A 12,268-nucleotide genomic window follows, 5' to 3' on the forward strand; every position below is an offset into this window, starting at 1 on the left:
AGCACCTCCGGCCCGGTCACGTGGCCCGCGGTGCGCACCACGAACAGGTCGCCCAGCCCGCGGTCGAAGATGATCTCGGCAGCCAGCCGGGAGTCCGAACAGCCGAAGAGCACCGCGAACGGCTTCTGAGCCGGAGCGATCTCGGCGCGGCGCGCGGCGTCCTGGTTGGGGTGCTCCGGCGTGCCGGAGACGAACCGCTGGTTGCCGGCCAGCAGCATCTCGAAGGCTTCACGAGGGGTCGGCGCGGGGGCGATGTCAGTCATATGCGCAGACTACGGCCAGGCCGTGGCCCCCGCCCCGGAAGGCGGGGCGTGGCGTTCGGCGTGCGGGGCGCCGACGTGTGCCCCTTCGGGTGTGGTCACCACAGCACCGGAAGCCTCTCCGGGACCCGCTTGATGTTTCCCGTACGCCAGGTCAGCTGATCGGCGGGCAGCGCGAGACGCAACCGGGGGAAGCGTTCGACGAGCACCGTGAGGGCTTCGGCGGCGTGGACCCGGGAGATCGCCGAAGCGGGGCAGAAGTGGCGGCCCGCCCCGAACGACAGATGGGCGTTGGGCGCGCGGTCGAGGTCGAACCGCTCCGGGTCGGGGAACCGCGCCGGGTCGAAGTTCGCGCCCTCCACGCAGACGAGCACCAGCTCTCCGGCGCGTACCAGGACGTCACCGACCTGGACGTCACAGCGGGCGATCCGCGGCAGGCCGTCGCCGATCGACAGGGTGGAGCGCATGAGTTCCTCCACCGCACGGGGCATCGCCTCGGGCTGCTTGCGCAGCCGTTCCATCGCCTCCGGGTGCTGGACGAGGGTCAGTACGGCGTGCAGCAGGAAGACGTACGTACTCATGGCGCCGGCGCCGAAGAGGGAGGTGACGGTGGCGGCGATCATCTCGTCGGTCAGGTCACCGCCGTCGCGCCGGGGGTCCTCGCGCAGTTCGCACAGCCGGCGGATCAGCCCCCGCCGGCTGTCGGGGCCGGCGCGCACCTGCCGGAGCACATGGCCGTAGTCCTTGTCCCAGTTGGCGGTGCAGCCCTCGTGAGCGACGGGGCTGGTGACGAAGCCGAGGTCCAGGCCGGACATGAGCCGCAGCCCCTCGTCGTGGGGCAGGCCGAGCACCTCGCACACCAGGGCGGCGGAGTACGGTTCGGCGAACCGCTCCCGCAGATCGACCGGCGCCCCTTCCTCCACCATGGCGTCGGCGAGTTCGTGCGCCCGCGCCGACAGCCACTCCGCCGTCACGGGCCCCGACCGGGGGCCGAAGGCGCGCAGCACCTCCTGGTGCAGCCCGGCGCTGTTGACGTTGCCCATGGTGTTGACGGCCTCCGGGGGGATCGTCAGGGCGTACTGGCGGGGCACGTCCGGGGCGGCGGTGTCGCGCAGGCTGAAGCGTTCGTCCTCAAGGACCTGGAGGGCCGCCGCGTAGCTGGTGACCAGCCAGGCGTCATCGCCCGTGAGCGTCCGGATGCGGGCGACGGGGCTCTGCCGGCGCAGGACCGCGCACTCGGCGGGTACGACATCGCCGCGCCGGGACAGCGGCCACTCGACGTCGGCGTAAGGGGGCACGGGCGTACGGGCGGGGGGCGAGGTCATCAGGTCCTGCTTTCTGCCGGGGTTCTTCCGGGAGCCTGCTCGGGGCGGTCACGGCACGGGTCGGTCGCGGCACGGGTCAGTCACTGCACGCGACGATCGCGTAGCCCTGGTTGTCGGCCGGCCTGAGGCCCTTCTGCCGCCCGCCGAACAACAGGCGCGCCAGGGGGAGGACGGAGTGGTAGCAGTGGACGGATGACGCGACGCCCAGGATGCGCGGGGTGTCGAGGAAGAACGGCAACTCGGCGTCCACGTAGGCCAGCGCCGCCCGCACCTGGGCGGGAGCGGGCAGGCCGTCGGGTCGCAGCCGCTTGGCGAGGAACCGGTACGCCGTGGCGTCCCGGACCGACCGCAGCTCCAGGTCGTCGCGGAGTGCCGCGCGCGCCCGCGCCCGCACCTCCCGGTAGCCGGGCTGGTCGAGGAAGTCGGACAGCGGCCTGGCCCGTACGCGCTCCGCCGGGGCACCGACGTGCTTGAGGGCGCATTCGATGCGCCGCCGGACGCCGCGCAGTTGCTTGGTCGCGCTTCTGCGCGCGGCGGACGGTTCGTAGCCGAAGGCTTCGAGCGTCGCCTGCAGGGCCACGTCGGCGTGCACCACGTCCACCACCGCGAAGCGCTCCACGGCCCAGGCGACCGCCTCGGCCAGCCGCCGGCAGCTGAAGTAGCTGTTGCCCGTACTCACCCCGAAGAGCGCGTGGTCCCCTTGCCGGACGAGCCGTTCGCTGCTCGCCCCGTAGGGAAGGGCGCTCACCCCTGCCGCGGCCTCACCGGCCACCGTGACTCCTCGTACACAGATCTTGGCACATATGGGGCGGCGTACCCACGTGGAGTGACGGCCATGTGGTCCATTCCCCGAAGGCGTGACGCCGAGTAGCGCCGCCTCGGGCCCCGCGTACCGGCGCACGCCTCACGCACGGCCGTCCGCCCCCGCTTGACATGCAACCTTATGGTTGCCAATCTGCTGGGGAGGGGGTTGGACGGCATGGACGAGGTGTTCAAGGCGCTCGCGCACGCGAGCCGCAGGCGGCTGCTCGACCGGCTGAACGAGCGGTCCGGGCAGAGCCTGCTCGAACTGTGCGCGGGACTGGAGATGACCAGGCAGGCGGTGTCCAAGCACTTGGCGGTGCTGGAAGGCGCGGGCCTGGTCACGGCGGTCAGGCGCGGCCGGGAGCGGCTGCACTACCTCAATCCCGTGCCCATCCACGACATGTCCGACCGTTGGATCGGCCCGTACGAGCGGGGCCGGATGACCGCGCTCAGCAACCTGAAGCAGGTTCTGGAAGGAACGGCGATGAGCAAGCCCGAGTTCGTCTACACGATCTACATCCACACCACGCCCGAGAAGCTCTGGGAGGGTCTCACCAGCCCGGAGTTCCTGAAGCAGTACCACGGCGGCTGGGCACCCCTCTCCGACTGGAAGGCCGGTTCGAAGGTGCTGTGGCCGGTCGAGGACCATGGCGAGCCGCAGGACCTCGGCCAGGTCGTCACCGAGGCGGAGCCCGGCAAGCGGCTCGCCTACACCTGGCACACGCTGCAGCCGATGCACCAGGAGATGTTCGGCATGAGCGACGCCGAGTTCGCCGAGGCGGCCAAGGAGCGCTCGAAGGTCTCCTTCACCATCGAGCCGGCCGAGGAACCGGAGATGGGCGTGAAGCTCACCATCACCCACGACGGCTTCGACTCGGCCGGCTCCAAGATGCTTGAGGGCGTCAGCGGCGGCTGGACCATGATGATGTCGGAGCTGAAGACGATCCTGGAGAAGGCCTGACGCCCCACTCGGCAGGCCGCCGCTGGGGCCCTGCCGCGGTACGCGCGGTCAGCCGTGGGCCCGCTCGTGGAGAGCGCGCGCCATGGAAGAGGACCCCTCGGTGACGAAGGAGCGGATCTGCGCCAGGTAGGCGTCGCGGTCGATACGGCCGTCACCGTCCTCGTCCAGCGCGTCGAAGGCGGCGCGGGCGTTGCCGACGGGGTTGCCCAGGGCGTGGCGCAGTTCCGTGAACTCCGCCCGGTCGAGGTGTCCGTCGTTGTCGGTGTCGGCCAGGTCGAACAGTGAGCCCAGCGCCGGCCTGCACACCTCGTCGAAGGCCTGGCCGCCCGCCCATGCCTCGTACTCCGCGAAGGTCACCCGCCCGTCCTGGTCGGCGTCCATCGACGCGAACACCTGCTCGTGCGCGGTACGCGCCACGGCCACCAGGGGGTCGTCGCCGGACCGGCCCGCGGCCTGCGCCGCGCGCTCGGGCCGGGTCAGATATTCCTGGCGGGAGATGACCCCGTCGCCGTCGACGTCCAGCATCGAGAAGATGTGCCGCTTGGCCGTGATGGTGTCCACCCGGACCCTCATTCCTGCGCGAAGCCGAGGAAGCGGCGGACGCCGCTCCCACTCGTGGGAACGATCGCCTGCGGCACCAGGTCACCCTCCCATGCTGCCGGGCCCGCCCCACGAGGCGTTGTCCAGCGTCGGGGTGAGCGAGGCGATCACGGGACCACCGTCAGCACGATCTTGCCCTGGAGGTGGCCCCGCGCGGCTCGCTCGTGCGCGTTGCCCGCTTCGGGCAACGGGTAGGTGCTGTCCACCCCGACCTGGAGCGTGCCGTCGCCGAACAGCCGCCCGATCTCGGCGAGTTGGCGACCGCTGGAACGCACCTGGATGTTCGAGACCGTGATGCCGAGCTGCGCCGTCTCTTCCGGGTCGTACTCGGCGAAGAACACCGGAAGCATGGTGCCGCCGCGCTTGAGCACGGTCAGGAAGCGTGAGCTGTCCGGGCCCCCGACGGCGTCGATCACCAGGTCCACACCGCCGACCACGTCCGTGGCCCGCGTCCTGGTGTAGTCGATGAACTCATCGGCGCCGAGCCCGCGCAGGAACTGCTCGTGCCGGCCCGAGGCCACCGCGACGACGTGCGCCCCCTTCCACTTCGCCAACTGCACCGCGAAGTGGCCCACTCCACCGGCGGCCCCGTTGACCAGCACGGTCATCCCCGGCGTGATCGGCACCGGCTGGTGCACCCGCCCGGTGAAGGGAGACGGCACGTCGTGACCGAGATCGATCAGGTACTGCCAGGCCGTCAGCACGGCCATCGGCGCCCCGGCCGCCCGCACATGGTCGATGCCGGCCGGTTTGCGGGCCAGGTCCGCAGCCGGCGCGGCCACGTACTCGGCGTACGTCCGGCCGTCGAATCCGGGGAACCGCAGCATGCCGAAGACCTCGTCGCCGACGGCGAACCCCGGCACGTCCGGAGCGACCGCCTGGACCACGCCCGACATGTCCGTGCCAGGGATCAGAGGGAACGTGAGGACCGGCCTCATCTCGGCCGGCATGACCTTCATCCCCTCACGCAGGTACCAGTCCGGCGGGTTGACGCCCGCCGCGTGCACCCGGACGAGCACCTCGCCCGGGCCGATCTCCGGAACCGGCACCTCGTCGTACCGCAGAACGTCCGGTCCGCCCGCGCCGTGGATCTGGATCGCCTTCATCGCGCCTGTCGCTTTCTCCAGGAAACCTTGCCCCTTCAGTCAAGGCCCGGGACGGCACGGCCGTCCAAGACCGGTTCGGCAACACGGTCATTCCGAAACGGCATGACCCGTACGCTGGAGGCGTGAACGATCAGGGGCAGGACCTGGAACTGCGGCTGGTGCGCTACTTCACCGCGGTGGCGGCGCACCAGCACTTCGGCCGGGCCGCCGCCGACCTGCACGTGGCCCAGCCGGCGCTGAGCCGCCAGATCCAACGCCTGGAGAGGTATCTGGGCGTACGGCTGCTGGACCGCGTCCCCCAGGGCGCCCGGCTCACTCCGGCCGGCCAGAGCTTCCTCCCCCGGGCCCAGGCCCTGCTGCGGGCCGCCCGCCAGGCCGAGCTGGCCGTGCGCGAACGAGCCGGGACCGAGCGCATCACCATCGGCTACGTCGAGGACCTGGTGATCACTGCCGCCGTACGGGAGCTGCGCCGCCGCTCTCCCGGCGCCGAGGTCACCACCCGGTACCTGAGCTGCCGCGACGTCGGGGCACTGTCCGACAAGCGCGTCGACGCCCTGGTCGCGCGGGCCCCGCTGCCGTTCGCCGCCGACGACGTGTCCACCACACCGCTGTACGAGGAGCCCCGGATGCTCGCGGTCCCGCTCGGCCATCCGCTGGCCGGCCGCGCGTCGGTGACCGCGGAGGAACTGGCCGGCGAGGAGGCGGCGCCGTGCGCGTTCGAGACCACGGACTGGACCTCCTACCGCATCCTCGGGGCCGGCGTGCCGCCGGTCGAGAGCTACGAGGACAAGCTCGAACTCGTCGCGAGTGGCGGGGCGATCGCCGTCCTGCCGGTCGGCGACCGCCGCAGCTCGCTCCGTCCCGACCTCGTCACCGTCCCGATCGAGGACGCCCCCCTCAGCCAGGTCGTCCTGGTCAGCCGCAAGGGCGACCCTAATCCGATGATCGACAAGCTCCGGCTGGCCGCCGAGGCCGTCCTGGCGGCCCCGGCAGCCTGACCCCGACCGGCAGCCTGCCCCGGACCGGCAGCCCGGCCCACCCCGGCGGCCCGGCCCCGACGGGCCGACCCGCGAGGGGCCGCTGGGCCAGGACCGCGCGCGTCCCCGTCGCTGAGGCGTTTGCACGTGCCGTAGCGGCATGTGGTCCAGTGGGCGGCGAGCACCACACCGAGAGGTTTCCTCGCATGCCCCTTCCTGCGATTCCCCGCCGGGTCAAGATCGGTGATGCCGCCGCGTTCGCCGGGACCACACCCCGCGCCATCCGCCACTACCACGCCATCGGGCTCCTGCCCGAACCGGAGCGCGGCAGCGATGACCGCCGCCGCTACGGATACGAGGACATGGTCCGCCTGCTGTGGGTCCGCAGGATGGCCGAAGCGGGCATCTCCCTGGATGACATCCACGCCGCCTTCAAGGACACCGCCGGCATCGAGCAGTCCTTGGCCCGCCTGGAGGAGGCCCTCGCGGCCAAGGCCGCAGCCATCGAGGCCCAGCGGGCCGCCGTGCACCGTCTCCGCGACGTGGGCAGCCCCCTGGGCCTGCTCTCGCCGCTGGTCACCGGCCGCCTGCGCGACCTACCGCCCGGGGGTCTGCGCTCCGCCGACCTCGACACCCTGCTGGTCTCGGAGCGCCTCTTCGGCCCCCTGGGCGCCGCTGTCCAGGCCGACCGGTTCATCGTACTGGCCACCCACCCCGGGCTTCGGGCCGATGAGGACCGACTGGCCGATGCCGAGGCGGCCCTGGATGACACCGTGTCCCCCGACGACCCCCGGATCGAAGATCTGGCGGCCCAGCGGTGTGCTCACGAGACCGCCCTGGCGGCCGCCGTCGAAAGCTCCGGCCTGGAAGAGGCCCTCAACGCCCTCCTGGACCGGGAGGACGAGGACGCCGGCGAGGAGGAGGACGGGGCAAGGACGAGCGCGGTGGAGGCTGTCGGCAAGATGCCGTACGACTTCTCCCCGGCCCGCGTCCGGTACGAGGAACGTGTCGTCGAACTGCTGCGTACGGCCGGTCAGGACGGCGACGGCGACGGCGGCAGTACGCCGTCGGCGCGTCCGGCCGAGCCCGGTCAGCGCAGGTGACGAGGGTCCACGGGGTGGAGGGACACTCGTGCGTTCAGTCCGGCGAGGCGCGCCAGTGGCCCGTCTTCAGCTCACGGGGCGGAATCCGACGGCTCGTACCAGAGGCTCGCCATCGGGGAGCGCATGGTCCAGCCCAGCGAGGAGTAGAGGGCCCTGCCCTCGGGCGTGCCGACCAGGAGGCCGGTCGTCGCGCCGGCCTCGTGGGCGGCGCTCTGCAGTGTGCGCATCACCAGGCTGCCGAGGCCCTTGCGCCGGTGCTCGGCGGCGGTCTCGACCTGGTCGACCACGGCATGGGTGCCCGCTCGGGCGAACTGTCCACGGGCGGCGAAGTGCCCGGCACTCGTGCGGACCAGCACGCGGCTGACGCCGCCCCGGGTCCAGCTGGTGAGCGTATAACCGGCCGGCACCTCGGCGCGCTCCGGCGCCAGGTGACAGGACATCAGGAAGCCGGAGAGGTCGCACCGCCAGTCCGGTCCGACCCAGGGCAGGACCACCTGGTCCTCGGCGAACAGCTTCAGCCACGTCCCGGGCGCGCTCGTCGCGTCGACGATCTTGCGCACATCCGCCTCGGAGGGCTCCGGCAGCACGTGCCGGGCGACGTGCTTGGGCTGCCCGACGTCGATCGTCCACCCCCACGGCTCGTCGACCGGGTCCGCGCTGCCGCGGGAGACGACCCAGCCGTCGATCCACATTCGTACCAGCTCACTGATTCCGGTGTCCGGCATCGCCGCCCCGCCCCCTTGGTAACAGTTGATAGCGCTGAGTGAACCTTACGCCACAGGCGCGGCACGCACCAGAGGAGCAGGCCGCGAGGCCGAGGGCCACAGCCCCTAATGCGCGGGCAGAGCCGGGGCGGGGTGCACGGGGTCCTCCGGAGAGGCCAGGGACCACGATCGGCCGTCCACCTCCGCGACGGGCCTGCCCGACGCGGGAGCGGCCGGGACGACGCGCGCGCTGACGAACTCCCCGTCACCGGGGACAGGAAGGCCGAGCTGTCGGGCGATGTGCCGGTGCGCACGAGAGTCGCCCAGGATGATGATTCCTTCGGCGCCAAGTGCCGTGCGGGCCCCGCCGTTCAGGCGAATCCGCTTCATGTAGTCCCTCTGCCGGGCGACGGTGCGGACCGCCGTGCGTCCGATGCGGCGCCCCTGGGCGCGCCGGAACAATTCGTTGATCCGAACCTGACCCGACTCGTTCCCGAGCACCGCCTCGCGGTCGGTGTCGGACATGTGCAGCAGGACGTTCTCCGAGAGATCGGCATCCCGCCAGAGCCAGAGGATCTTGTCGCGATGCCTGGCCGCGAGCGTGGCCTTCATGTCCCGGTTGCGCCCGGTGTTGAGCCATTCCTGCCTGACGCGCAGCAGACCGACGCTCCATCGGCTCTGGTGATCGTCGGCACAGACGAGCAGGCAGATCCGACCCAGCGTTCCGGGTGCGAAGCTCCAGCCGCCGAGCCTCTGGCTGTAGCGGATGTCGACGTCGACACCGGCGATACGGAAGTCCGCCGCCCGACCGTCCTCGAAGGCGAACTCGCGCTGGAACGCGATGGTCACCAAGCTCCCGAGGTACCCCCTCTCCACCTTGGTCAGTTGCCGCAGGTCGTACCGACCCGTCACGTCACCGGCCAGAACCTCGTCGATGGTGTCCCGCAGGACGCGCCCCGTGCGTCTGCCGTCCGGGTCCAACCGGCGCGCCGCGTCGTGGACCGCGATCAGCTCGGCGTCGGCCGTACCCGCGCTCGCGAGCCGCTCCCCCACCTCGGCCGCGGTGGCCGGCCGGTCCTCGGGATCGGCCGCCATGAGTTGTGTGACCAGCGCCGCGAACTCGGGAGGAAGGCCGGAGGGCAGACCCGGTCGGAGGTGGGAGGTGCGGGGGTCCCCCGCCGCACGTGGGGGAGGCGCGGTGGTTGCGGGCGGGACTCCGGTGGCCATGGCGTAGAGCAGACAGCCCAGTGCGTACAGGTCGTCGCGGTGATCGCCGGGGACCTCCCCGGCGTGCGACAGGCCGCGGATGCCCGAACCAGGGTCGGTGAGCAGCACGCGGCCGTCGGGACGCAGCACCAGGGCCGCGGGGGTGAGGTCCAGGTGCGACAGCCCGTTGCGGTGGTATTCGGCGAGTATGTCCGCGATCTGTCTGCCGACTTCTCTGACCTGCTCAAGAGGGAGGGCCCCGGAGCCGGTCTCCAGCAGCTGCTGCAGCTCCTCGCCGTCGACGGCATCCGTCACGAGGTACGGACGACGGTCGTGCAGTCCGTGGCCGCTGATACGCACCACTCCCCCGATGTCCAGCGCGGCCAGCCGCTTCGCGTCAGCGAGGAAGTCCTCCCCCGCGGACGCCCCGCCGTCGCCCGGTCCGGTGAAGATCTTGAGAGTGACGTCCCCGCCCCGCAGCTCATCCGTCGCCCGCCACGTCACCGAACTCGCTCCGGCGCGGTACGGCCGCACCAGCCGGTAGCGTCCCCCGACCAGCGCTCCCTCCCGTCCCACGGGAACGGCCGGGCCGCGGCTCGAACTCCGTGCGGTCTCCTCGGGGGCCGGGGCCGCGCGCCTGGACGCGGCGAGCGCGAACGCCTCGGCGAGTTCCGTGGCGGAGGGCCTGCGGGCGGGGTCGTGCGCCAGACAGCGCCGAAGAGTGCGCAGGAGCACCGGGCCGCCGAACGGCGGGTCAGCCGGCAAGCGTTGTTCGAGGTCGTCGGTGTTCGGGTCGCTCCAGCTCCCGGAGAGGAAGGCCAGCAGCAGCGCCCCGACGGCATACACGTCGCTGTGCGCCGCGAGCGACCGCCCGTCGTCGCCCGCCCTCAGGTAGGTGTCACTGAGGGGCAGCACGTCACGGTGGGCGCTGTCGACGCCGTCGACCGTCGCGGTGGCCCAGCCCACCAGTCGTACGTCGCGGTCGGTCACGAGAACGGCCCGGGGGGAGAGCGAGCCGTGCACGAGCCCCCGGGAGTGGGCGAGGGCGACGGCCTTCGTCAGGCCGAGGCCGACGCGCAGGAAGAGTTCCCCGGGGACGGTCCCTCCGTGTTCTTCGAGCACGGCGCGCAGGTTCGGTGCGGGCGGTGAGGATGGGTCGCCCGCGCGGCGGTGGACGCAGCTCGCCGCGACCCACGGCAGTTCCCCCGCCGTATGCGCCGCCGCGCCGAGGAGGGCGGGGGTGTACGCGCCCCGCATGCGCGACAGGCACTCGGCTTCCGTCCTGACGAGGTCCCGCGCGGTGCCCGGCTCGCGGGCGTACAGGCCGACCGGGGCACGGACCGTGGCGACGGTGCCGTCCTCGTCGTCGGCCAGGAACATCGTGAGGTGGGGCCAGCCGTTGGCACTGCGCGCACGGAGCCGGAACCGGCCGAGCCGCACCGGGTCCTCCGGCAGCAGCCCTGTCCAGCCCGCGGGCAGGACGGGGTCGCGCGCGTCGCCGTACGCCTCGTCGCCCTCCGCACGCGACGCCTCGTCGCCCTCCGCACGCGGCGGAGCCGGCACCGGTGCCGGCTCCGCCACTGGGGCGGTGCCGGCGGCGGACGGGATACCGAGCCGTGTGAGCACCTGCTCCCGAAGCCAGCCGAAGGAGCGCTCCGGGTCTTCGACGACGGCCGCGCCGTCCGGGTGCCCGACCCATGCCGGGAAGACCGGTGCGCGGCCGACCGCGGTCTCGATGCGCCGCGTCACGGCCTCGGCGGTGCGCAGCAGTTCTCTCGGTGAGACGGCGCTGAGGAGGAGGCGCCGGGCGTCGTCCGTGAAGTCGTACCGCCGGTGTTGCGGCAGCCGTTCCGCACCGCTGGTTCCGGCGGTTCCGGCGGTTCCGACGGTGTCGCATTCGTGCATCAGGCCCCCGAGGAACACCTCGACGAGGTGACCGAGGTCCGTCGGCGGTCCGAGGGCCGCCTGCACCAGGCGCATGACGGGCGGCGTGACCGGGGTGACGGCCGCCATGTGGGCCGCGAGCCGGTACGCCTCGGCGGACGCGGCCTCCTTGAAGCGCAGTACCGCTTCGGCGGCGTCGCCGTCCGGGGAGCCGTGCCGGGCGTCGCCCACGACGCGGCCGGAGCCGGGCCGGCCCTCCTCCCACAGCGGGAGGAGCGCGGTGCCTCCGGGCGAGGCGACGAGCCCGGCCCAGTCGGCGACGGCCGCGGGGGTGGGTGTGAGGACGGGGACGGGCACGGAGTCGAAGCGGACGAGGTCCGGCGGCAGGTCCGGGTCGGTGACGTGCCAGGCGGAGGTGGGGCCGCCGCGGCGGTGGGTCGTGACCTGCCAGCGCCGCGCGTCGATGCCGGTGCTCGCCCAGAGCCGGAACGGCAGTGCCTGGACGATCGCGGTGGGGCCGCACCGCCCCCAGCGGTCCATCACCCGGCGCATGCCGCCGTCCCGCCACGCTTCGCCCACACCGTCGCTGACGACGAGGACGAGGGTGTCGCCGGCCGGGTCGCACACGGCCTCCGGCGTCAGGGGGCGGCCTCGGTGGCGGTACGGACCGGTGCGCAGGGACGGAGTTCCACCGCGCGAGTCGAGCCCGAGGACACGCACGTCACGGAAGGCCCCGGCCCGTTCCATCAGGGCCCGGACGTCGGCGGCGAGCCGCTGCCAGAGGGTCATGGAGATGCCGTCGTCCACCACGAGGACCAGGGACAGCCAGCGGCTGCGCACCGCACGTGTGACGGTCTCGGGCACGCCTGTCTCGGCGACGGCGGCAACGGTCCGCGGGACGTCGAGTTCCTGTCGGCGTCGATCCGGGAAGCGCTGCCGCAGCGGCCGCAGGGACCTGCCGAGCCCGAGCTGCCCGGCGCCGAGGGCACTGCTGTCCGGGATGCGGAGGGCGACCGCGGGCGAGAGGTCCGCGGCCGCCCCCGTGTCGTCGTGGCCGGGTCGCGCCGAGGCCAGGAGCGGGTGCGCGGAGCACTCATCCGCGGACTCCGCGGCGTCCGGCTCCGACGCGGGCTCCGCGGCCCCGCCCACCGGCGCCGCCGGCCCGTCGTGGTGCGGCTCACCGTGCCGCTCCGAGGACGCGGCGAACTCTCCGGCGGAGCGCGCCAGGGGCCCGGCGTCCCGGGGCAGCCTCCCGGCGAGCCAGATGGCGTCGAGGAGTTCCTCCTGGGAGAGCTCCACCCCGCTCTCCGCCAGGACCTTCGTCACGCGCGAGATCAC

10 protein-coding genes are annotated in these 12,268 nt (G+C 72.8%); 3 read left to right on the forward strand and 7 right to left on the reverse strand.

Annotation, left to right across the window (positions count from 1 at the left end):
* The 3 genes from AB0I16_RS16250 to AB0I16_RS16260 all read right to left on the reverse strand — a co-directional run.
* Window positions 1–263: carbonic anhydrase (locus AB0I16_RS16250; RefSeq protein WP_363250032.1), on the reverse strand; the 263-nt coding region annotated here is incomplete at its 3' end.
* A gap of 95 nt (window positions 264–358) precedes the next feature.
* Complete coding sequence (locus tag AB0I16_RS16255; protein ID WP_363250033.1) at window positions 359–1,585, reverse strand: cytochrome P450; 1,227 nt, start codon at window positions 1,583–1,585, stop codon at window positions 359–361.
* Window positions 1,586–1,661: 76 nt separating this feature from the next.
* Complete coding sequence (locus AB0I16_RS16260; RefSeq protein ID WP_363250034.1) at window positions 1,662–2,357, reverse strand: tRNA-dependent cyclodipeptide synthase; 696 nt, start codon at window positions 2,355–2,357, stop codon at window positions 1,662–1,664.
* A gap of 207 nt (window positions 2,358–2,564) precedes the next feature.
* Between AB0I16_RS16260 and AB0I16_RS16265 the strand changes: the two genes are divergently transcribed.
* A complete protein-coding gene (locus AB0I16_RS16265; RefSeq protein WP_363250035.1) occupies window positions 2,565–3,350 on the forward strand; it encodes a metalloregulator ArsR/SmtB family transcription factor in 786 nt (261 codons plus the stop codon).
* A gap of 48 nt (window positions 3,351–3,398) precedes the next feature.
* Here the strand turns inward: AB0I16_RS16265 and AB0I16_RS16270 are convergent, their stop codons facing one another.
* Both AB0I16_RS16270 and AB0I16_RS16275 read right to left on the reverse strand, forming a co-directional pair.
* The gene (locus AB0I16_RS16270) at window positions 3,399–3,911 is read right to left on the reverse strand and encodes an EF-hand domain-containing protein (RefSeq protein WP_363250036.1); all 513 of its coding nucleotides are present in this window, start codon (window positions 3,909–3,911) and stop codon (window positions 3,399–3,401) included.
* 146 nt (window positions 3,912–4,057) lie between these two features.
* Window positions 4,058–5,056: an NADP-dependent oxidoreductase gene (locus AB0I16_RS16275; protein WP_363250037.1), complete on the reverse strand. Its 999-nt coding sequence runs from the start codon at window positions 5,054–5,056 to the stop codon at window positions 4,058–4,060.
* Window positions 5,057–5,178: 122 nt separating this feature from the next.
* Between AB0I16_RS16275 and AB0I16_RS16280 the strand changes: the two genes are divergently transcribed.
* The gene (locus AB0I16_RS16280) at window positions 5,179–6,054 is read left to right on the forward strand and encodes a LysR family transcriptional regulator (RefSeq protein ID WP_363250038.1); all 876 of its coding nucleotides are present in this window, start codon (window positions 5,179–5,181) and stop codon (window positions 6,052–6,054) included.
* Between the two features lie 185 nt (window positions 6,055–6,239).
* Window positions 6,240–7,136, forward strand: a complete 897-nt coding sequence (locus AB0I16_RS16285; protein ID WP_363250039.1) for a MerR family transcriptional regulator — start codon at window positions 6,240–6,242, stop codon at window positions 7,134–7,136.
* Window positions 7,137–7,207: 71 nt separating this feature from the next.
* Here the strand turns inward: AB0I16_RS16285 and AB0I16_RS16290 are convergent, their stop codons facing one another.
* Both AB0I16_RS16290 and AB0I16_RS16295 read right to left on the reverse strand, forming a co-directional pair.
* Complete coding sequence (locus tag AB0I16_RS16290; protein ID WP_363250040.1) at window positions 7,208–7,861, reverse strand: GNAT family N-acetyltransferase; 654 nt, start codon at window positions 7,859–7,861, stop codon at window positions 7,208–7,210.
* 105 nt (window positions 7,862–7,966) lie between these two features.
* Window positions 7,967–12,256, reverse strand: coding sequence for a NaeI family type II restriction endonuclease (locus AB0I16_RS16295; protein ID WP_363250041.1), 4,290 nt, complete (start codon window positions 12,254–12,256; stop codon window positions 7,967–7,969).
* Window positions 12,257–12,268 lie beyond the last annotated feature (12 nt).

The sequence above is a fragment of the Streptomyces sp. NPDC050703 genome (genome assembly GCF_040654435.1).
Lineage (GTDB): Bacteria > Actinomycetota > Actinomycetes > Streptomycetales > Streptomycetaceae > Streptomyces.

Coding starts and splice junctions, on each gene's coding strand:
- AB0I16_RS16265 (WP_363250035.1), top strand. CDS start 2,565: ATGGACGAGGTGTTCAAGGCGCTCGCGCACGCGAGCCGCAGGCGGCTG.
- AB0I16_RS16285 (WP_363250039.1), top strand. CDS start 6,240: ATGCCCCTTCCTGCGATTCCCCGCCGGGTCAAGATCGGTGATGCCGCC.
- AB0I16_RS16290 (WP_363250040.1), bottom strand. CDS start 7,861: ATGCCGGACACCGGAATCAGTGAGCTGGTACGAATGTGGATCGACGGC.
- AB0I16_RS16275 (WP_363250037.1), bottom strand. CDS start 5,056: ATGAAGGCGATCCAGATCCACGGCGCGGGCGGACCGGACGTTCTGCGG.
- AB0I16_RS16255 (WP_363250033.1), bottom strand. CDS start 1,585: ATGACCTCGCCCCCCGCCCGTACGCCCGTGCCCCCTTACGCCGACGTC.